The organism is Alistipes sp. AM16-43 (assembly GCF_003435745.1).
Taxonomy (GTDB): domain Bacteria; phylum Bacteroidota; class Bacteroidia; order Bacteroidales; family Rikenellaceae; genus Alistipes; species Alistipes onderdonkii.
Genome location: NZ_QTUQ01000010.1, coordinates 35530 through 58212 on the forward strand (window position 1 = coordinate 35530; position 22683 = coordinate 58212).

The following is a 22683-nucleotide window of genomic DNA, read 5'->3' on the forward strand; positions in this document are numbered from 1 at the left end:
CGGACATATGAACCGTTTCCTGAAAAAAATTCCCCTTGCGGCCTTGTGTGCCGCCATGGCCGCCGCCTGTGCGGGCGGCGCAACGGACGCCACGATCACGGTCGATGCGTCGAAAGTCGAGGGCAGCGTCACCCCCTGGCTTTACGGGGCCTGCATCGAAGACGTCAACCACGAGATTTACGGAGGCCTTTACGACCAGCGGATCTTCGGCGAGAGTTTCGAGGAGCCCGTGCCCAACCCCCTTTTCGACGACTGCTCGGCCTACGAAGGGGAGTGGCAGGTTGCCGGCGACGAGCTGCTCTGTGCCGCTCATGCGGGCGCCAAGCTGGTCTATGACCCGCTGGAGATGGCTGCGGGCGAGGTCGAGACCGAACTGAAATTCACCCGCGGCGGCGGTGGCGACAATGCCGGCCTGCTGGCCGGGGTTTCGGAGCCTGGCAACGGCGCCGACAATTTCCACGGCTACGAGATAAGCCTTGCGGCCGACGGCCGTAAGGTCGTGCTGGGCAAGCATAAGAACAATTTCACGCCGATCGCCGATGCTGCCGTGTCGTGCGACCCCGCACAATGGAACAGGCTGGGATTCAAGACCGACGGCCGCACGTTGCAGGTTTTCCTGAACGGGGCTTGCGTGCTCCGTGCCGAGGACGACGATCCCGTGCTGGCCAGGGGCCGGGTCGCCCTGCGTACGTGGAATTCCGAGGCACGGTTCCGCAACGTGAAGGTTACGGCCGACGGTGCGTCGCGCAAACTCGTGTTCCGCACGACGCCGGCCGTGCAGGTCAGTCGGCAGTGGGACGCCTTTTCGACGGGCGGTGCCGTGGCTGCCTACCGCCACGAGGCGGGGGACGCCTATAACGGCGCCTGCTCGCAGAGCGTGGAATTCGTCTCCGGGACGGGAACCGTCGGCATCGCCAATGCCGGACTGAACCGCTGGGGCATTGCCGTGCGCAAGGGGCAGACGTTCGAAGGGCGCCTCTACCTGCGCGGGTCGGGCGATGTGGTCGTGGCGTTGCAGAGTGCCGACGGCACGAAGGAATATGCCTCGCAGCGTATCACGGGCATCGGTGCGGCCTGGAAGAAATTTCCGTTCGAACTGACTGCCGCCGCAGCGGACGGGGATGCCCGCTTCGCCCTCTACCTCGACCGCCCCGGCAGGGTGCAGGCCGATCAGGTGACGCTGATGTCCACGGGCGAAGACCGATTCCGCGGCCTGCCGATGCGTAACGACATCGGACAGGCGATGGTCGACCAGGGGCTGACCTTCCTGCGTTACGGAGGTACGATGATCAACATTCCGGGCTATCGCTTCAAGAAGATGATCGGCGACCGCGACAAGCGGCCGCCCTACCACGGACACTGGTACCGCTGGTCGACCAACGGTTTCGGCATCGAGGATTTCCTGCAATTCTGCGAGAAGGCGGGCTTCACGGCGGCCTTTGCGGTCAATATCGAAGAGACGCCCCAGGATATGGCCGACATGATCGAGTACCTGAACGGCCCGGTGACGTCGGAGTGGGGGCGCCGGCGTGCCGAGAACGGCCACCCCGAGCCTTACGGCGTGAAATATATCGGCATCGGCAACGAGGAGGTGCTCTTCAACGGCGACCGTGCCGACGAATACGACCACTATGTCGAGCGCTTCAACCTGCTGCACGACGCCATCAAGGGCAAAGACCCGTCGGTGAAACTGATCTCCACGGCGTGGTGGCGTGCCGATTCGCCGAGCATGGAACGGACGTTCCGTGCCCTGGACGGCAAAGCCGATTATTGGGACTACCATCCGTGGGCCGACCAGCTCGCCAGCGGCCGGGAGGTCGAGGCCGAACTGCGCCGTATGCGCGAGCTGTTCCTCAGGTGGAACCCCTCCACCACGATGAAATGCGCCATCTTCGAGGAGAACGGCAACCGCCACGACATGCAGCGCGTGCTGGGACACGTCACGCTTCAGAACGCCGTGCGCCGCATGGGCGACTTCGTGCTGACCTCCTGCGCGGCCAATGCCCTGCAACCCTACCGGCAAAACGACAACGGCTGGGATCAGGGGCAGGTTTTCTTCACCCCGTCCCAGGTGTGGGGGATGCCCCCCTATTATGCGCAGCAGATGGCTGCGGCACACCACCGTCCCCTGACGGTCGGCTGCGGGGTCGAGGGCGCCGATGGGGTGCTCGACGTGACGGCAACCCGCAGCCGCGAGGCGGGGAGCGTCGTGCTCCACATCGCCAATACGGGTGCCGAGCCGCTGCGTGTGGGCCTGCGCGTGGACGGGATGGGGAAGGTTTCCCAAGCCCGCATGGTTTCGCTCTCGGGCGACCTCGATGCAGTGAACACCCCCGAAGAGCCGCGCCGCATCGCCCCCGTCGGGCGGGAACTGCCGGCCCGGGCTGCGCAGACTGTCGACATAGCGCCCTACTCCTATACGATCGTGGTGCTGGATGAATAACTCTCAAAAACCGAAGACTATGAATCTGAAAAGAACCATGCTGGCGGCGCTCGTGGCCGCCGTGCTGATCCCCGGCGGGCTTTGGGCGCGCGGGAAAACGGGCAATGCCCGAATCAAGGTCGACATCGAACGCCAAAAGGGCGAAATCGACCGGAATATCTACGGCAACTTCGTCGAGCACCTCGGCCGCTGCATCTACGGCGGGCTTTACGAGCCCGGATCGCCCCTTTCCGACGAGAAGGGCTACCGCCGGGACGTGCTCGAAGCGACGCGGGCGCTTCGCACATCGCTGGTGCGCTGGCCGGGCGGCAACTTCGTCTCGGGCTATCACTGGGAGGACGGCATCGGCCCGCAGGCCGGACGCCCGACGCGCATCGACCTGGCATGGGGCTTCCGCGAGAGCAACGCGTTCGGCACCGATGAGTTCGTCGAGTGGTGCCGCCGTGCCGCGGCCGAGCCCTATTTCTGCGTGAACCTCGGCACGGGGACGATGGACGAAGCCCGCAACTGGGTCGAGTACTGCAATGTCGAGAAAGGTACCTACTGGTCCGACCTGCGCCGCCGTAACGGCTACGAGAAACCCCACAAGGTGAAATACTGGGCCCTGGGCAACGAGATGGACGGCCAGTGGCAGATGGGGCACAAGAACGCCGAGGATTACGGCAAGTTCGCCCTCGAGACGGCCAAGCTGATGAAGTGGATCGACCGGGACATCAAACTCGTCGTGGCCGGGTCGAGCGACTACAACGGCAACTGGATCGACTGGAACCGTACCGTGCTGGAGTACCTGAAGAACCACGCCGACTACATCGCCCTGCACAACTACGTCGAGAACCGGAGCGACGATTATTACAAGTTCATGGCCACGACGCGCTTCGCCGAGAAGGCTATCCGCATCACCGAGGGGCTGATCGCCGAGGCGATGACCAAGGCCGAACGCAAGGATCCGGTCTACATCGCCTTCGACGAGTACAACGTATGGTACCGCGCCAGGGGCGAGGAGGGCAACGAGGAGGTCTACAACCTCGAAGATGCGCTGGTGGTATCGACTTTCCTCAACATCTTCGTCCGCAATGCTCATGTGGTCAAGATGGCCAACATGGCGCAGCTGGTCAACGTCATCGCCCCGATCTTCTCCACCAAGGAGGGTTCGTGGTACCAGACGATCTTCTACCCGTTGCAGCTCTTCGCCACGCATTGCCACGGCACGTCGCTCGACACCTTCGTCGACTGCGACACCTATGCGCTGGGCGGGGAGCGGATCCCTTACCTCGACGTATCGGCGGCCTATGACAGCGAGGCCGGCGAAGTGGTCGTGAACGTCACCAACCGCCACCGGGAGCAGGCCATCACGACCGACATCCTCTGCCAGACAGGACGTTTCGGCGGCAAGGCGACGGTATACGAGGTCAACGGCCCCGACATCAAGGCCGAGAACTCGATGACCCGTCAGGCCGTGAAAACCGTGACCAAAGAGGCGCAGGCGCGGGGCGACCGGTTCACCTATGCCTTCCCGGCGCACTCGTTCACGCTGATCCGCATCCCCGTCGTAACCGACTGATAGCACCCTTCCCGGCGGCAGGCGCCGTCGGCCCCGGGCGGGGGCTCCCGAACCCGAATAAAATGAAACAGAACTTATTAATCGTATTTTTTATGGCAGGAATGCTTTCCGGATGCGGCTCCGAGCGGCATTCGCAGGTCTCGCGTGCCGCCTTCCGCTCCACGATGGACGGCAAGGCGACCGACCTTTACACGTTGAGGAATGCCCGCGGGCTGGAGATGACGGTGACCAATTTCGGCGGCCGCGTCGTCGAATTATGGGTGCCCGACCGCGACGGCAATTTCGCGGACATCGTGCTGGGGCACGACAATCTCGGCGCTTACGTCGATCAAACCGGAGAGCGGTTCCTCGGCGCCACCATCGGCCGTTACGGCAACCGTATCGCCGCAGGGCGCTTTACGCTCGACGGGAAGGAGTATACGCTGCCCCTGAACGACGGCCCCAACAGCCTGCACGGCGGTGCCAAGGGCTTCGACATGGTTGTGTGGGATGTCGTCGAGGTGACGCCGCAGAAGATCGTATTGGCCTGCCTCTCGCCCGACGGCGATCAGGGATACCCCGGGAACCTGAAGGTTACGATGACCTACGAGCTGACCGACGACAACAGCTTCGTCGTCACACACGAGGCCACGACCGACCGCCGTACGGTCGTCAACCTCACGCACCACTCGTTCTTCAACCTGCACGGGGCGGGCGGGCCGCCGATCAACGACCATGAGCTGATGATCGCAGCCGATTTCTTCACGCCCGTCGATTCGACGCTCATCCCCACCGGCCGCCTGATGCCCGTCGAAGGCACGCCGATGGATTTCCGCCGTCCGGCACCGATCGGGTCGCGCCTTGATGCCGATTTCGAACAGCTCTGCCACGGCCACGGCTACGACCACAATTGGGTGCTGTCGCGCAGGAGCACCCATGACCTGGAGCTGGCGGCTACGGTCTATGAACCCGCTGCGGGGCGTTATATGGAGGTTTGGACGACCGAACCGGGCATCCAGTTCTACGGCGGTAATTTCTTCGACGGCTCCCTGGTCGGCAAGGGCGGCAAATCCTACGGCCGCCGCGCTTCGCTGGCGCTCGAAACCCAGCATTTCCCCGACAGCCCCAACCATCCCGGCTTCCCCTCGACGGTGCTCGGCCCCGGCCAGCGCTACCGCCATGTCTGTGTCTACAAGTTCAGCACCCGGTAGGGGATATCCATATCATAGACACCCCCGGGTTCGTCTTGCGAGTCCGGGTGTGTCGTAGTATCGTAATAGGGGAATGCTCAAAATATTTAAGGCCGGATGCATTTCCGTTATTCGGAACCCATTTTAATCCTTTGGGAAGCGTCAGGTCGTGTAATCGTTATGCCGCAGGTCTTGCATGCGGATGTTGGCCTTTCTCGGCACGCTGTCGCGTTGTTCGGTGCTGACTGGGCCTATGATCCTGTCATCCCATGCGCCGTTCAAATAATCGTATTCCCGGGGTTGGATAATATACCATGTAGGCTGTTCCAAGGAGTCTTGCTGCGCCACAATAATTTTATCGTTGTAATAGACATGTTTAATTGAGCCGGCAATGTAATCCGTAAATTCTTTATGGAAATTAACAGACAACTCTATAATTATCACTCTTTTTCCATATTGATACAATCTTGCAGCATCAGATTATTTAATTTTTTATAATAAATTATCCTGATAGCACACCTTCGTACCACGTTTGCAATCGAGCCTCCGGATAGTTCGGCCTGGGCGGCGGTGGCGATGAGTTCTTCGGCATCATCGCCGAGCCATTGTTTCGGGAGCATATTGCGCCAGAGGACGGCACGAAGTTCCACATCAGGCATCGGAAAGTAGATGATGGACTGGAACCGGCGGGAAAAGGCTTCGTCGATATTGGATTTCAAGTTGGTGGCAAGGATAACCGTGCCGGGAAAATCTTCAATGCGCTGTAACAGGTAGGCTACTTCCTGGTTGGCATGGCGGTCGTTGGACGTGTTGGTCGAGGTGCGTTTGCCGAAAAGGGCATCCGCCTCGTCGAAGAAGAGAATCCAGTTGCGGTTCTCCGCCATATCGAATACCTTGGCGAGGTTCTTTTCCGTTTCGCCGATATACTTTGATACAATCATAGACAAGTCCACGCGATACACATCCATGTTGTTCTTCTTGCCGAGCAAGGTGGCGGCAAGGGTCTTACCTGTTCCCGGAGGGCCGTAGAACAAGGCTCGGTAGCCGGGTTTGAGGATTCTTTTCAAGCCCCAATCCTCCATGATGGTATGCTGGTGTTCCATCCATGTATTGATTTCTTCCAGCGCCTCATGCGTATTGTAATCCAGTATTATGTCTTCCCACTCCAAAGGCGTGGTAATACGCTTGGCAGGGAAACCGATGCTGTAATCGGGCTTGTACTCTCTGTCAAGCAGCACATGACTCAGGAACTCTTCCGACACTCGCAGTTGTCCACTAAGAAATGGTTCTCCTTCGTTTGCTCCCTCCAATCGCAAAATATTTGAGGTATAGAACCAATGGTTGCGCTGGAACATACGCACAACATCGCAACGCTTTATCGTGTCATCGCCTGCAATGATGAATGCCGCAGTTTCTCCTGTTGGCAGAAAGCCTCCGTGCGACAGACCTTTCCAGCCGCCGAACTGAGTAAACTGCCTGTCGAGAGTCCCATTTTGAAGAAAGAAAGTATCGAGAGCCTGGGGCTTGATGTGCGGCATCAAGGCAAGCATCACAACGACCCTCTCATCAAATGAAATATCTTTACGGTCGGTCAACTCTTCCAACCATTTTCCGGAAGGCAGTCCCAACTGACTTACGGAGGCATTCTCAAAGCCCTGCTGCCGAAAATATACCCCGACCGTCACATTAAGCACCGCTTCAAACCACTCGATATGCTCAGTCATGGATTATAATGATTACCTGTTAATATTTCATATTCTTTTACTGCTCCAATATGTTGCTGTGCATGATACATAGGAATAGTGAGAATCATATCGCAGTTATAGTTGCCTCTGTTATAACGGACTCCTTCAATATGATGCCAGATAAGGTTGCCTGGATTTTGGTAAAACAAATTAGCTTGCTGATAATCTGCATTTCTGCTCCCAGTCATATTTATAGTACATCTGCTGTTATTAATCATATAAAATAGATTAATAGGCAAATGTCTGTTCTGTTGCGGAATTACATTAGCAATAATGTCATTATAGGATGCAAAGTAAAAGTCATTGTAAAATGCAAGAACAAGATAATTCCATATCAATTGAGGAATCTCCCAGTTTCTTATTCTGAAATGCTTGGCAAATGCCTCCGTGAAATCCGTAAAGTAATCGTATATATGTCCTCGCATATTGACATGCCGCTGAATTAAACTAATATTAGCGTGTGAAAAATGATTTTTCCTTTTCCCAGCATCTATGGTTCTGCTTGATTTATGCATCAAAACAGACTCTTTCATAACCTCTGAATTTTAGTAGTTGTTCGCTCTCGCACCCATCACATCGGCCTCGTGTTCGAGTTCGATACAGTCGTTCACCGGCAATCCGCTCACTTCGGTGGTAGGCTCTACACGCCCTGCCATCTGCTGCGCAACATGCCATGCCTCGTGCGGCAGGTGCTGTTCCTGTCCGGGAGCGACATAAATATCCGTTCCTTGTGTGTAGGCTAATGCCTGTACCGTAGCCGGTTCCGGAGAGTTGTAATGCACCCGAACATCGTCCATTGCAAATCCGGAAAGGTCTTCGATACCGGCTTTCAGGTTGTCGGACATACCGGTCTCGTTCCTTTTCTGTTCGGGAGTTTCAAATTTTCCCTGCATAAGTTCATCATCTTCTTCATCGCCCAAGCGTTGTGCCGGTTGCTCGAACTTGCCTTGCAGAAGTTCGGCTTCGTCCTCCTCCCTTTGTACAGGATTTTCGAACTTCCCTTGTAACATTTCATCCTCGTCTTCGAGGCGCTGCACCGGTTCGGCTAAGGCCTGAAGCATCCTGTTCTGACGGTTGTCCGCAAACTCCAATGCGTTCTTGCCACCGCGCTTTTGCTGGATGATGCGTGCCACTTTGTTCCGATACGTTTTTTCCGCTTCCATGATTATAAATTTTTAGTTTATTTATATATGATCAAAAATCGAATTCTCCCTTGTCGCGCCATACGACGTTTATCCTCTTTTCCAGCCACGGCAACTGGACAAGCCGGTACGACCACGGCAGGAAGTCGAGCAGCATATCGTAAGAGCGCCCTTCCACATACAGCACCCATTTGTCCTCCCGTTGTTCCAGTCTGCCCGGACGCTCTATGAAGTTGAGCTGAAATCCTTTTGCCGAAATATTTTTAAACTTCTCACAGTTATTCTTGATTCCGATAATCATTGACTCGATGGTCATTATCTCATAGTCGGCCAGCTTCAATGTCTTGGGTAACGGTACCTGAAAAGGACAACCTGTCAGGATGCGGTTGAACGCAAGCTCCTGCTCCTTGTATTCCTGTGGCTCGTCCGTCACCAACCGTTGCAGGATGAATATCGCCTTGACACGTGCCTCGGTATCTTTCAAATCGCTCCCGTCTTCCGTCAGCAGGCTGAGCATATTGAACAGACGGGGGAGCCATATTATCAGAAGGCAAAGCCCGGCATTCGGAACTTCGATGTACTGCGGCTGTACCGCGTCCTCCAATGATTGCTCGCTGTCGGCAATGTGCAGCCGTGTTTCCACTTCTTTAATGATATTATCCAATGCAAGTTGCCGTTCAGCAGTATTATGGTCTGCCCCGGATGGCCGTTTTCCGGATTCGGGATCGCCTGTCCCGGTAATTTTATTCTTCATATCGCCTTGTGTGTAATGATTATTTGCTGGTAAAATTCTGTCGGATTCCCTATGTTCAGAGTGGTTACTATCTGTTATTCCTGCCTGTTCCTGCACAAGTGCCGGTATTCCACCTTTCCATGCAAGTGGAGCCAGTGTGGAAATATACTTTCTGACAATGATCCGGTTATCTGCATAAGATACCTGTTCGTCCGGATAACCGGCAATAAACCGGATCAATCCTTCCGACAGTACGGATTCCGGAACTTCATATTTATCCGAAACGGCTTCTGTGATTCGGAGCAATGTCCCGCCCAAAGAGAACGATACACCCCCGATCATCTCCAGCCATTCCTCCTTGTCGAGCCAACCGCTCCATTGCCGGAACGGAATGTTTTTCCCGGTTGCACCGTCAGTTGAATAACGGACAAGCGACCACAGCTGCTTCGGCTGCCAACGGGCATAGTGCCGCAACACCTGCGACTTTGCCGTGTCGCTGACAGACGGGGAGATGAGCCAGGCCGCCCAATCATCGAATGTTTCTTCATCGGGATTATCTTCCCGGTTCGTTACTGAAGACATGCCGGTTTCTGTGAAAGCACCGGTTTCGGCATCACCGGTTGTTATCGGGGAACCCGATGCGACCGTATTGATAACTTGCCTTTCAGCCGTTCTCCATTGCCCCTGGCCGGCAGCCGTATATTCCTTGCTTCCGGTAAGGACATAGTGCCAATGAGAAAGAAACTGCCGGATAATTTCCTCCGTATCCATATCACCAATACGCTGCCCCGTAGCCACCAGAAGCAGCAGGGCTTTTGTTATGGAATTGTCCCGTTCCGCGCTGCTGCCCGTAAACAGATTCGTCCCTATGGGTGTGTGTGCCACAATCCTAATGACCAGCATCAAGGTTCCCGAAAGGGTATTATCCGTGTACCGGATAAAGTCCGAAAACAGTTCTCTGTCGGTGATCTCCGCCCATAGGGTAACTGTATTTTCTTCCGATGTGACAGTCGCTTTCACTAAACGCATCGCATTTTCCGGATTCTCATTCATATAACGGCGGAACACATCCCGTTTCTGTGCGGAAGAAAATGCTCTGTTCCGCAGCCATTCGGTAATTCCGGAAATGTCATCCAAATGCTGTTCAAATGCCGTTCGGACTTCGTTCAAGTCCATATCGTTTGTTTGTATTGGCAAATCTTTCTCTGCTGTTGCACTGCAAGCCGTTGTTACATCTTCCGGATTGTCGGTAGTAATTTCAGAAATTACCTTTTCTGACGCTGTTCCGGAAATATTCCGTTCCCCGTATGTCGGTTCCGATATGCAAGTATTCAGTTTTTTCGAACGTATATATTCCCGTATCCGAATCAGCAAAGCCGTTCCGGCAAATAATGAAGTCTGTGACGACTGTCTGATAAACAGCTCGACGACAACTTTAACCTTGTCGTTGCCTGCTATAGCGGAAAGTAACCGTATGGCAAACTCTACATTGTTAGCCGCCGCTACGGTAACGGAATCATTATTCCCGTAGGAAAGTGACACAAACAATGCCTGCCACAGTTCCTTTGCCGGACGGGAGACAAGTCCCGCAACCTTCCCGATATTCTCCACAAGCAAACCTGCGAACTGCATTGCGGAAGTTGCCGCATTCTGGCCGCCTGTCCCGAATGCGTATCCGGCTAACCGCATTGCGATATGCCGAAGCACGATGTCATCAAGCAAGCCGATAACCTTTTCCAGCAACTTTTCCGACTGCAAAGCGAGAACCAGTTCGCTTTCCTTGCCATGATACATATCGAACCATTGCAGGACAAGCATCCTTTGGACTTCTTCGGGAATATCTCCTTTCGACAAAACGGTGTGCAAAACAGAGAGCCGTCGCGTATCGGTGTTTTTTTCATTCTTCATCAACAGGGGTGTTCCCTTTGCAACCGCACAGACAAACTCCCGCAGCGATGCCGGAATATCAATGCCGTCTGCTGCTACCGCACCGGATGAAGCTGCCGCAAATGCAACCGTCCTTCCCGTGATTTCCTGGTGTAACAGTCCTGCAATCCGTACAACCTGCATTGGAATGGATTCCGATGTATGGAACATTCCGGCACCTATGCCCTCCAATACCGCAATATGCAATGCCTCTGTCAACCGGGCACTGTCCGTACCTTTCAGCCAGGAGACGGACGTGGAAGCCCCGTAGAGTACTTGGGACACGGCAGAAACCGCCTCCGACAGTTGCAGCGAGACATGCCCGTTGAGTAGCAGCACGGACGGTTCGTCCATTAAATCCGCCAACAGCGATATATATCGTCGTTTAGGTTGTGCTTCCAGCCACCGTACCAACAGTTCCGGTTCCTCTTTGACAAGCCGTCTGAGAAATGTCCTCTTGGCACTTTCGGGCAGTTCCGTATTCTCCAGCCACTCCCCGAAAGAGGCGATATGCTTCCTTAGGACGGCCGATGCGGCTGAATACGGGGATATTTCATCTTCTTTCTCACCTGCGGATTGGCGGTCTGCATTTTCGTCCTTTCCCTGTCTTGTCTTAATCAGCGACAGTTGCAGCAGCATATGGTAGAGTTCCCATGCGTAACTGTCCCCGGTAACGGGCGAGCCGTCGGCGTTCAGCCGCTGGTTGTGGTAGATGATGTCCAGCACCGTCAGGTAGTAGTCTGTTCCGAATACTTCCAGCAGGAACTGCACCGTCAGTTCCGCTTTGGAAAGATAAGTGTGGTAGTCCCTTTTCCGGATGAATGACAGCAGCCGCCGGTTCAGGTGAAGCCGGAAATGCCGTTTGTCGCCGAACATCGGCACACCGTTGAACGGGTAGTATTCCAACAACCAGCCGTAGAGCCTGTACCAGTATTCCGGTACGTCGATCTCCGCATGGTTTTCCGTCTCGGCCGCCATGATACGCCTGACAGCGGGATTTTCAAGAAGTTCCGCCATTGCTTCCGTGCTGCATGTCTCCTTTGTCTCATGGATGAGGCGGATGACGGATTGCGGGGCTCTTTCCACCGCCATCGACAGATACCGCTGCTTCTCGTATTGACCGAGTGTCGGGGACAGGAGCCATACGCCAAGCGGCAGGATCTCCGCCAGACGTTCCCTATCCGTTTGCAGGTACAGCCGTTCCATGATATAGGGCTTGGAGGCAATCACGAACAACAGCCTCTGCGCATGATCCTTATCCCTGAAATACCGCAGTTCCTCATGCAGGTCGAAATCCCGCACATCCCATTCGGGCATGCAGAAGCCGTATTCCAGATAATGCAGTAGATTTTCGAACCGTTTTTCACGGGAATATAGACGGGATTTGTCCGTTTCGAGAGATGTCCTGTTGTCCGCACCGTCCGGGAATGAAGGCTGCAAGACTTTCGTCTCTTTAATCTGCCGCAGGAACTCCCGTTCCAGTGCCTCGCGCAACCGCACGGGGAAGCTGCCGTAGAACTCCTCCTGCGGTATGCCGCCCAAATCCAAGTCCAGACGGCCTATCTCCATATAAATATCTTTCTTGTCGTACCGATAGAAGAACTCTTCCAATACATCGGTGACACAACGCTGACAAAAGCCGTCCCAGTCCGCATAAAGTTCCCTGGCGAACAGCTCGTCCGTCATCCTGAACCGGAACGATATGTTGTCAATCAGGGTCATACGCTGTCCTCCTTATGTGCTGTTCCGTCTTCCTGGTCTTTTCCCTCTCCTTTGTGTACCGGGATGAAATCCATCGAGAGGGCATCCGTCATCTTCTTCAGGTATCTGGCACGGATGTCCGCCGGGGCATTCTCCCTTATGCTCTCTCGCCACCTCTTATATCCGTCCTCGAAATACTGCATCTGCAAGGCGCCGAGCCAGCAGGTCTCCATTTTCAGGTGTGCCGGAATTACCGAACGTGCCAACCGCGTGCACTCTTCGCGGAACCGTGGGGAATGTGTCCTTGCCGTCCAGCCCGTAAACGCCAGCAGCACCGTGAACGGCTCTGCCGGAGTGAACAGGCTCTTTTCCACCACATACACCGCCTCGCACTGCCTGTTCAGCTCACGCAGGTAGCGGCACAGCGTGTTCGCCCATTCGGTGAGTTGCTCCCTGCTGTCCGACCGGCCGAGGTTCATGCGTTTCTCCTCCTCCCTGCCACGGAAGACCAGCAGCCATTCGCTGTTGCCCAGTCCCACGAGATTGTAGTTGCCCAATGCGATTCCCTCACGGAACAGCGAGCCGTTTATCCAGTTCGAGTTGAATATCGGCAGGTTGCGCCTCAGGTTCTCGTCCCGTTTCAGTTTCTCCCCTTTCGTCTGAGGTGGATTGTCCTCCTTTATGGCTTCCACCGATTCGGAAATGAACACGTCATCGTCTATCATCTGCGAGCTCATCAGTCCGCGCAGCCGTTCCCCTTTCTCCCCGTCGCCCATCAGTATCAGATTATGTCCCGGAAGGATATTGCCCACGGTCGTTTCTTCGTCGATGTCGAAATCCAGCAGCAGGGAGAGGTACTTCTTCACGACCGGGACGTTTTCGCCGCCGAATGTTCCCGTCAGGTCGAATGAGCGGGCACGGTCGCGTATCAGGACGGGAAGGGCTTTCAGAAAACGCATCCTGCGGCGCAGGCGGTCGTCCGCCGTCTGCCCGTAGCAGTAGAATTCCGTCAGCCACTCCGGGGCGCTGTCCACTCCGTACAGATTGTCGAGGAAATCCATGTAAAGGTTCCGTAATTCCTCGATGCGGCGGTACCTGTCGTTGGGCTTGGACAGGCCAAGTACTTTCTCCGGCAGGGTTTCCATACGGGAGGGAGTACTGTCCGCATCGTCTATTGAAAGCAGCCTTTTCAGTCCGTTCAGTTCGTTCAGTCCGCGCTGCATCAGCAGGTCGAAAAGTTTCAGGTAGCTGCCGAAATTACGCGCCTCCGCCTTCTGTCCGGCTGGGGTGTCGCGCATGAAATCCCCTTCGGACGTGCCGTAGCACGACGGCAGGTCGCCTGCCAGCGGGCTGTGGCCGTACACGTCACGATAGGTGGATTTGTATGGGGTTCCTTGCTTTTCCCCTGCTTCACGGCGTTTGCCGTCTCCGGTCATTTCGGTGCCGGGCCCCTCCATTTTCTGCATAATCTGGCGCATACGGAACGTGCCGCGCATGAAATATACAGCCTGCATCCGTTCCAGAAAGCCTTTGATATCCGTGCCCGCCTTTTCCCGCCCCATCCTTACGGTTACGTCCCCGAAGTCTTCGGGTATGTGGAGCGAATAGCCTTCCCTGAAGTCTGTTACGGGATGCCCGATCCTGTCCTTCAGGTAGAGGGTCTTGAACGATACTATGCCCGGTATGCCCTTGAGCTTCCAGTACAGTTCGTTTTCGGTGTCCTTCTGTCCGGGAATCTCCGCCCGTATGTCCTTCACGGGCCCGTCGTACCATTCGTCCTCCCTCACGGGCTGCAGGCTGTCGGATGTGGAGCGCATGATTTCCACGGAGCCGGAAAGGTACTGCATCACCGTCCGGTACACCTGCACGAGTATCTCCGTGGCATCCTGACCGGTCTCTATTTCAAGGTCGGCATGCAGGAAAAGTTCCACGGGCTGTTCCCTCCTTATCTCCCCGAACTGCTCGCAAAGGTTGCGGTGACGGTTCAGGAAACCGCGTACCTTGTCCTCCACGGTACGGTCGTTCCGGAAGAACGGGGAGAGGCGCAGGCTGACATCATACCATCCATGCCTGTCAGGTATGACCTTTACATTCTCCACCATCGGGAAACGGGTCAGTATCGCCTGGCGGTAGTCCTCTGCCGTGACCGGCGCAGAAGGATACACCACTCCTGCGGGAAAGAGGCCGTACCTTTCTCCCATCCATGTGCCGTCTCTACCGGCAAGGTAATCCTCCGGCGCGAAGTTCAGCTTGTAGTCGATTTCCGTTAGGGCGTAGTTCGCCGCATCGGCGATGGTCACGCCTGGATCGCCCGAGTTATAGTCCGTCCACACTTCTCCTGAGAGGCGTTGCAGCTCGGTAAGTGTCTGCCGTTGCAGTTCCGTGTAGAGTTCCTCCCCTTCGGGCGGACGGGTGATGTATAGTTGTCTTTTATCCATAGGCGCGGTCTCCTATAATTCCCAGAGGGTTTCGATACGGCAGTAGATGGCCTCCGCACCGCTCTCTGTCCACCGGCTTCTTATCTGGAGACGGATTTTCCCGCCCGTGCGTTGCCAGCGTATCCTGACACGGCCAGACCAGCCCCACCAGTGTTTCCGGGAAGAACGGACACGCCGTTTCCGGCCTTGTGAATGCGAGGCGACGGCTTCACATGCGGAGTACGTGCGGCTATGCCTGTTCAGGTAACAGACGGACAGGCGGTACATCCTGCATCTGTCAGCCGGTTGTCCTGCCGCATCTTCCACGGGCAGGTCGTGCCACAACCCGTCGGCTTTTATCTTCAGGATGCCGGAGCCGGGACTCTCTTCCTCCCCGTCTTTCCCCGAGAGGTATCCGGCCGCTTTCAGCGTGCCCTCCACGGTGACGTTACGGTCGCGGTCTATCGTCAGCACCGTTTTGCCTTTGTCATCCTGTATTCTCAGGCCGTTTTCGCCGTCGAGAGCAATCCGCCACAACGGTTCCGATCCGCCCTGGTCGGGGTCGTCGGTAAAGACGGTGGCTGCCACGCCGCTCTTGCCCGCGGGAAACAGGCGCACGCCGTCGGAGGCTGTGGCTGTCACCTTCCCGTCCTCGTGTATGTTGGTTACGGAGTCTATCAGTTCGGCGAACTGGTCTTCCGTGGGGCTGTCTCCCCGCTGGAAGTACGATTTCAATGTTTTCCTGTCCCTGTATCTGCTGTCCATCGTATCTTGTTTTTAATAGTCCTATCTTATCACGAACCCAGTCCCGATTCCCGCTTCGCCCACGCCGGAACGGCCATTGACCAGTTTCACGTCGAGTTCCTCCACATAGAGCACCCCGCAGTCGCCCGCGGCGGAAAGCATCAGGTCGTCCCTGCCGCCTTCTCCGGTTATGCGATACGTCCTGTCTCCTGTGGTGATATCCAGCGAGATGAAATCGCCGATGCACTCGTCGTTGACGATGCGGGACAGAAGCGCGTCGCATGAATACCGCACACCCAGATCCGGCAGCCTGCCGTCCATATACCACGCCATGAAGAATACGCGGATACGCCTTTCCGTGCGCCGTTTCACGCTGCCGGGGTCGCATGTGTCCGGTTTTAGTACCGCCTTGAAACTTATTTTCAGCGGCTCGTACACGGGGTTGAACGCATGTATCGCCGCGAACGGCGGGGCGTATTTCCGAATGAACCGCTCTATTTCCGACAGTTTCCATCCAGGCAGGGACGGGTATTTCCGCTTCTCAGGTTTGGGGAATACCACGACATGTACGCCGCCGTCCTCTCCCGCATCCGGGATGCAGCATGCCTTTTCTATTTCGGGGAAGCGTTCCAGTATCATTTTCTCGTAGTTGCCGCCACATACGGCGCGGTTGCGTGAGGAGATGCGGATGCGCTGCCTGACACCCGTGTCCGCTTCCGTCTCGGCAGGCTTGCCTCCGCTGCCCGGCATGGGCTGGGTCACGGTGAGGATGCGGCTGTCCGCCATTGCCGGAGCCTGTATCGTCCCGGCAGGCAGGGCGTTGCCGTCGCCGTCTTCAGCCGTTACCCGGAAGCAGTTCAGATAGATGCCGTTCACAATCGTGCTTTCCGGAACTTTTCCGTCCTTGAAAGCGAACCGCAGCCACAGCCCGTTCCCTTTCTCCTTTCCCGAAGCACTTACCTCAATGAAGCCGCTGCGGGTCAAACCGTCCGTTTCCTCGCACAGCACCTCCTCCTCCGGCACTCTTTTCCAGATGCCGTTTCCCATGTACCTGCCGATGGTCAAGGCGCAACCGGACTGTTCCCTGACCGGTTTCCAGTCCTGCACGGCATAGCGCAGGTCGAGATAGAGCCGTACACGGTTCGTGTCGCCCATGTCATCCAGTCCCACCAGCAGGGAGGGATATTCCATTTCGGGCTGGAATGTCGGAGCCGGTTCATAAGAGGACAAGCATTGCTCATAACCGTTTATTCCCGTGAAACGGTACAGGCAGCCGTCGCCCGGCCAAATCGTTTCCTCGGACTTATAGCCGAAAGTCACGTCGCTAAGCATCGGTACTTGCGGCTGTTCGGGTACGGGTTTCCAATTCTTCTTTTTCTCCCGTCCGTTGTGCATCATCACTTCGGAGAACAGGCGGTAGTAGGCGTTCATGCCGAAGCCCATATCGGGAGCGTCCAGTGTCAGGCGGTAGAAGCCGTTGCTGTCACGGCGGTAGGGCGTCAGGCTGTTGGCCTCCGTGTTCCCCCTCAGCGTAAGCTCAAAGGAGGCTTCCTCGGAGAGCTTGCCTTCTTTGTCCTTGTGGAAAAGCGGTTGCGGAGAGCCGGAGCATTCGTACCAGTGGCTGTTCTCCTGCCACTGGCAGCGCACGAGAAAGCTCTTTTCATCGACGTGTTGCCCGGTGTCGTAGTTCCTGTATATCGTGCCGAAACCGTTCTCGGGCAGCTTCGTCCAGGCTCCGTTCAGAGTTACGGCGGTTATCTCTTTCAAGGCGGCTTCTTCGTGGCCGAAAATCAGCCGGTTGTCCCGTTCGCCCGTCGAACCGAACGGGTAGAACGGTTGCGAGGGGTCAAGCTGCCCCGACTCCCCGATAAGGGTGAAGTTGTGGATGCCCGTCACTTCGGTGGCAACGGTTATGCTTTCGATACGCAGTGTCTGCGGCAGTTCTCTGTCGGCGAACAGGATGCGCAGGGACGGATGTCCGGTGGTAATGCCGTGCAGTTCGTCCGTGCAGGCAGCCGGGGCCTCGTCGCCCTCGCTCAAGGTGAATGTGAGCCGGAGTGAACGGGTCTCTTGCCCGTAGTCCGGTGTATATGTCGTCTGCACCCAGCCCTCGCTGCCGCTGATTTGCAGGATAAATGGCGTGCATGCCGGAAGGTCGGGCATCGGGGTATCTTTGGGGGTAGCCAGACGGAAACTGACGGTTACGGTGCGTCTGCCCTCCGACAGAACGAGGCTGCGCGAAGTAAGCAGCCAGCCGTATTCCAATGCCCTGGCTGCGGGATTGGCGGCATCGAACAAGGGGCAGGCGCTTTCCTGCTCCTTGTTCAGAAGAGGTGTGATGTGCAGGCGATTGCCTTTGGCCGACAGGGCGTATGCTGCAAGGATGCGTGCCGGGATGATGTATGCCTTTTCCGCGGTGGCATAGCACAGGTCGGAGCCGTCCGCCTTTTTGCCGGCGGTGAACTTCGTGCCTTTCGGCAGCGGGAAGGTTTCCGTGATTTTCTTCCTGTCCGGGTCGATGACGATGAGCGTGCTGTCCTGCACCGCCGTTTTCGGGGTGTCGTGCAGGATATTCCGGCGGTAGAACTCCGCCCAACTGCAGAAGCGGGCGTTGAAGCGTTCCGCGATACCGCAATAATTTCTGACGAAGGTGAGCAGCAGGGCGAGCGAGGCATCCAAATCGCCGCTTTGTTCAATACGTGTAATGTATTCGCCGCCTTTCTTCTGTATGTCCGCCACCGTGCCGAGCATTCCGTAGTAGGGCCGGTTCATGTCGTTCAGCGGGGTGAAGAAAGATTTTGGGCGGGGTTCCGTATTCCGGGGAACGGCTTTCTCCAGTTGTTCGAGCAACTGTCCTGCCACTTCCACGGCAGGGCTTTCCGTTGCCTGACTGCGGCTCCGGTCGATGTATTTCCCCAGGCGGCAGGCCCATCCCGTAAACTTGTCTTTCAGGTCGTTCGTGTATTCGGTCTGGGCCGAGGTGCCGCGTCCGTCCACGAAGGAGTCCACATAGCCACACACATCCTTTTGCAGGATGTCCACCAGTACCGTCAGCACATGGTTCTCCCACAATGACGACAGCCTGCCGTTCTCCTTGTCCGTGCGGTCATAGTAAGGTAGGTTGCCGCTTACCGACATCAGCCAGCGCAGCAACTCCCGCCAATCGCTCTCCAAGGGGCGGAAGCCGTCCGGCATGGCGGTGTCCTGCATGCACTCCTCCCGCAGCGTGCCTTTCTGTTCGTATGTCGTCTTTTCTGCCATTATGACATCGTTTATAAATTACCATATCATTGGAGGCTCTTGTCCGATACCGGAAAAAAGAAAACCGCTTTCCTCGTGCGGCCTTGTGTCGCAAAGGGGAAGCGGAATAATGGAGTTATAATAAATCTTACGGTAAGTCCGTAACGGCGGTTGCAGGTATTTCCAGTTTGGAGAAGGCGAATATCTTCTTGCCGAGATCTTTCAGCGAGGCTCCGGTATGACAGATATCCGCACCGTCGGTAATAAGGATGCGGCCATGGCTTCTTTGGTATATGTGCGCCTCTATCGGAGGGTATTGGCGGTGTGCCGTTCCAAGTCCAGCTGGAACCGGCGGCTTGTCGTCTGTGTGCAGATGTCCCTTCACTCCGTCGTTTCGTTTGCAGAACATCACAATACCGTTTATTTCGTTTTTGAAAAGATAAAGATACTATAATTATCCGTCTGTTAATCAACCGTACAGCTTTTTCTCATTATTCCTTTTTCTTTTCCCAGCATGTCAAAGAGCGATTTGTATCTTTAATTATTGATCCTTTACAACCCGGCAAGGTCGGTTCCTTCATTCAGGTAGAAAGGATAGACCATGTTGGTGCGCCTGTTGGTTTGCCGAATAGTGTAGTCCAAAGTGATATTCAGAATGCCTTCCTTGTCGTTCACCTCGAAATCCACCCGGTTCAAGTCCACCCGCGGCTCGAACATCACCACCGCATGTTCTATTGCCTCACGCAGCAAAGTCTGCGTGGAGATGTCCATTGCCTCGAACACATACCGCCGCACAGGGCAGCCGTAGTCATAGCGGTGGACACGCTCGCCGGGTGAGATGCTCAGCAGCGTCCACAGGCTCTGGCGTATCTTCTCTTCATAGGCAGCCATTCTGGTAGGAGTGCCGACCCTTTCCAATGCCGGAGGGAAGCTCCAACCGTTACCGAGGAATGTTTTGTTATCGTTCATATCTGTTCTATAATTATCATTATTGTTTTTCGTTATTGCCATTTAATCGTATCCTTGTATGCGGGGGAAAATAGCACCTCCAACAACACCTATTATAGCTTCTATTCCTCCTCCTGTTAACCCGCCAAGCAAAGCACCTTAGAACCTCCCGAAAGAAATCCTGTACCATTTCCAGCTCCTGCAAATTCTAAACTACCAGCCAATCCCATTTTTTATCCAATCATCTCTTCTCTGAATTGTTTTGTCACATTATTATAGATTGATATGACATTTCTTCCATCTTCAATCACTACCCGTTGTCGTACTCCGTTGACACAAAATTGTCGGGAATTTTATTTCCAACAGATTCCTTATGTTCGCTTGCTTCGTACATGGTTGCTGGATTTCAGCGTTGATACTTCGGTTCGTTTATCCCTGTTTCACCTTTATCCTATCGGATTATGAATCCTTGTACTCTTGACCAGAGCGGATAACATATCCGCCGGGACGGAATTTTCATATTTTATTCCACTTGTATCCTAATTTCGCCCAAATATACCATCTTCTTAGTTGCCTTTCATTTGAGATTTTAAACCAATTTCCCCTGTCGCAAAGTGCTATTGGGAAATCAGGATGTAATAACGCCTCAATAATTGGCTCGCCGTGCTTTTCTGCAAAATCTTTAAAATTGACTTGAGCGCCATGCTGGAATCTCTTTTGGTCGTTACTATATCCCATTTTATCATTAATGTCCATCAACATACCTGTGTCTCCATGTCTTTCCCCAGAGTCCATATCACTTGCTTTGGGAACTCTTGGATAACCTATCTCGATTCTTTTTTGATTGCGTCTGTTGAGCTTTCTAAATTTAACAATATCATGCACATCGTAGTCTCCTGTTATAAAATTTCGATGCCAACTTGGTTTTTTTTCATTCTTGGTGTCTTTTCCTATATTCTTACATGAGGCCAAAGACAAGTATGTTCCCTCAGCTTGTATAATCTTCTTTTGGGGAACTTTCTTGTATGATTCTACGCCCTCCTGAGTTAAATAGAAACCATCAATTGTTCCGTTGCTCCAATGAGGAACCATCCCCGACATCTCTTTCGGCAAGTCAAGTTCCTTCAAAACTTTTTTTAATGCTTCTCTTCTATTTTTATATCCGATATTCATTTTATCCGCAATCAGAGGTGCTGTTTTGGGCTTTAGCGACTTGTCCAATATCGAATGAGGCTTCGTGCCAGCACCTTGTGCTAACCTTGATAATGATTCTCGCCCGGTTTCTCTAATACTGATAGCACATCTTTTTTCTTTTGTATATTGTTCTATTACAGCGGCATCCTTCGGTAATGTGAACATAGTATGTAATTCGCCATAATACATCAGGGGCGGACTGTCATCTTCTCGAATCGGTTTAGATGGGCCGGCAGATTTCCATTTTCTATTATCGATGCCCAGCAATCCTATCAACTCGCTAAATAAGTAATGTTTATCAGATTCGATCAAGTGTTTCAGGAATGTAATTTGTTTTATATTCAATTCTAATTTCATGCGCTCAAATTCTTTCTGAGCCCTGTCGATCCCTATAACTTTACCATTCAAGAATACATGGCGTTGAATTGCTTGAGGGGGGCGATTATATCTGTTACGCACAGTTGAAATAGTGCGTGGATAAACATTTATATTTTGTCTCGCTTCGTACATAATCATCCGATTTTGAAATTTCGAGATATTTTTCTTGTCTCTTTCGCAGAGGCTACTGCTTTAATTCAGATTTACCTCAGCAGATCGGGATCACCGACGAAAGGTGTCTTAGCCAATTAAGTTTATTTTATTAGGAAGAGATTGCGGTTCAGTCCCTACAAGATGGTCGAAGCATGGTATATTACCTTCTTTCTTGACCATTACTTTTACCTTGGCGTTGCCGTATTCAAATTCAGCTCTTGAATATTTATCATCATGTTCATTATAACTTCTTAAAATCGTAATGGCAGGATATTCATTTGTCGAAATATATTGTTTACCATAAGACACATCTTCTGCATCATTTATGGTACTCAGTAAATTCTCACAAAGAACAGTGGAAGTGCAAAACAGCATAGTGTGTTTTGGCTTACGGTCTTTTTTATCCCGGTGATAGTAAATTGCTTCAAGAATATTTGCGTTATTTTCCTCTGTTCGCATTGAAGGAAGAACACTGCCTTCTGCAATATGTTTTGCCTTAAATTCTTGTCCCATATCATTATGCAAGTCGCATTTTTTAATAAACTGAAGTGCGGATATTGACTGGTTTCCCTGTACACGTTTTTTTTGCGGTACAGATCTTTCTCTGTTGTCATTCATTCGTAATTGTTGTACACTTTTCTTCTCTGTAACGGAAAACTTATGGGAAACCGCAGCTTTATGTTGTTTTGCTTCGTACATGGTTTTCAATTTTTAATGGTTAGAAATTACTGTTCTGTGGCATTACCGTCCGTCGCTTCATCTTTCAAGCAAGCGGCGAGGGGCAGAAGCGATGCTCCGAAAATCAGTCTTGATAAATTCCTCTTGCTCATACCATTATTCTTTTTATATTGTTTTACTGTTATCCTCCAATCTGTACCGTGGGGCATCCGGCGACTATTACGCCTCCGTGTGCCGTGGTGTCGCCCATGCGTGCGGCAGGCTTGCCGCCAATCATCACTGTGGCCGATCCTTTGATGATGCTGTCGGGCGGTCCCGTACATATGCACATATCACCCATGACTGCCGCAGGCAGTTTGCCTATCAATACCGTAGGTGCTCCGGGACCTATGACCGGGCCGCCTGCATGGGGGATGGGTGGCAAGCCCGGTGTCTGCATCGGGCAGGTGTGCATGTCTGTTATTCTTGCAGCAGGCGGCATAATACTATCTGCTTAAATTCTTATAATTTG

General features: G+C 54.0%; 15 protein-coding genes. 3 read left to right on the forward strand and 12 right to left on the reverse strand.

Going from position 1 to position 22683, the window contains the following annotated elements; all coding sequences use genetic code 11:
- Window positions 1-7: 7 nt before the first annotated feature.
- The 3 genes from DW189_RS13115 (at window position 8) to DW189_RS13125 (ending at window position 5194) form a co-directional block, all read left to right on the forward strand.
- A complete protein-coding gene (locus tag DW189_RS13115) occupies window positions 8-2443 on the forward strand; it encodes a family 16 glycoside hydrolase (RefSeq protein WP_117508499.1) in 2436 nt (811 codons plus the stop codon).
- Between the two features lie 19 nt (window positions 2444-2462).
- Window positions 2463-4004: an alpha-N-arabinofuranosidase gene (locus tag DW189_RS13120; RefSeq protein ID WP_117508500.1), complete on the forward strand. Its 1542-nt coding sequence runs from the start codon at window positions 2463-2465 to the stop codon at window positions 4002-4004.
- 62 nt (window positions 4005-4066) lie between these two features.
- Window positions 4067-5194 (forward strand): aldose epimerase family protein, encoded by a 1128-nt coding sequence (locus DW189_RS13125; RefSeq protein WP_162508148.1) that lies wholly within the window; start codon window positions 4067-4069, stop codon window positions 5192-5194.
- Window positions 5195-5335: 141 nt separating this feature from the next.
- Here DW189_RS13125 and DW189_RS13130 read toward each other — a convergent pair whose 3' ends face one another.
- The 12 genes from DW189_RS13130 to DW189_RS13185 form a co-directional block, all read right to left on the reverse strand.
- Window positions 5336-5617 (reverse strand): hypothetical protein, encoded by a 282-nt coding sequence (locus DW189_RS13130; protein ID WP_117508502.1) that lies wholly within the window; start codon window positions 5615-5617, stop codon window positions 5336-5338.
- Complete coding sequence (locus DW189_RS13135) at window positions 5614-6897, reverse strand: ATP-binding protein (RefSeq protein ID WP_117508503.1); 1284 nt, start codon at window positions 6895-6897, stop codon at window positions 5614-5616. The genes DW189_RS13130 and DW189_RS13135 overlap by 4 nt, the downstream gene beginning before the upstream one ends.
- Window positions 6894-7451 (reverse strand): hypothetical protein, encoded by a 558-nt coding sequence (locus tag DW189_RS14290; protein WP_141417948.1) that lies wholly within the window; start codon window positions 7449-7451, stop codon window positions 6894-6896. The genes DW189_RS13135 and DW189_RS14290 overlap by 4 nt, the downstream gene beginning before the upstream one ends.
- Window positions 7452-7463: 12 nt before the next feature.
- The gene (locus DW189_RS13140) at window positions 7464-8081 is read right to left on the reverse strand and encodes a DUF4157 domain-containing protein (RefSeq protein ID WP_117508504.1); all 618 of its coding nucleotides are present in this window, start codon (window positions 8079-8081) and stop codon (window positions 7464-7466) included.
- Between the two features lie 31 nt (window positions 8082-8112).
- Window positions 8113-12441, reverse strand: a complete 4329-nt coding sequence (locus DW189_RS13145) for a contractile injection system tape measure protein (protein ID WP_117508505.1) — start codon at window positions 12439-12441, stop codon at window positions 8113-8115.
- Window positions 12438-14858: a hypothetical protein gene (locus DW189_RS13150; protein WP_117508506.1), complete on the reverse strand. Its 2421-nt coding sequence runs from the start codon at window positions 14856-14858 to the stop codon at window positions 12438-12440. Before DW189_RS13150 ends, DW189_RS13145 begins: the two co-directional genes overlap by 4 nt.
- 12 nt (window positions 14859-14870) lie before the next feature.
- Window positions 14871-15602 (reverse strand): hypothetical protein, encoded by a 732-nt coding sequence (locus DW189_RS13155; protein WP_022332788.1) that lies wholly within the window; start codon window positions 15600-15602, stop codon window positions 14871-14873.
- A 21-nt stretch (window positions 15603-15623) separates the two neighbouring features.
- Complete coding sequence (locus DW189_RS13160; protein WP_117508507.1) at window positions 15624-18842, reverse strand: baseplate J/gp47 family protein; 3219 nt, start codon at window positions 18840-18842, stop codon at window positions 15624-15626.
- A gap of 531 nt (window positions 18843-19373) precedes the next feature.
- A complete protein-coding gene (locus DW189_RS13170; RefSeq protein ID WP_310590949.1) occupies window positions 19374-19712 on the reverse strand; it encodes a GPW/gp25 family protein in 339 nt (112 codons plus the stop codon).
- Window positions 19713-20285: 573 nt separating this feature from the next.
- Window positions 20286-21473 carry a hypothetical protein gene (locus tag DW189_RS13175; RefSeq protein WP_141417949.1) on the reverse strand — a complete coding sequence of 396 codons (1188 nt, stop codon included), beginning with the start codon at window positions 21471-21473 and terminating at the stop codon, window positions 20286-20288.
- 108 nt (window positions 21474-21581) lie between these two features.
- Window positions 21582-22193, reverse strand: coding sequence for a hypothetical protein (locus DW189_RS14295; protein ID WP_141417950.1), 612 nt, complete (start codon window positions 22191-22193; stop codon window positions 21582-21584).
- A gap of 160 nt (window positions 22194-22353) precedes the next feature.
- Window positions 22354-22653, reverse strand: a complete 300-nt coding sequence (locus DW189_RS13185) for a PAAR domain-containing protein (RefSeq protein ID WP_117508511.1) — start codon at window positions 22651-22653, stop codon at window positions 22354-22356.
- Window positions 22654-22683 lie beyond the last annotated feature (30 nt).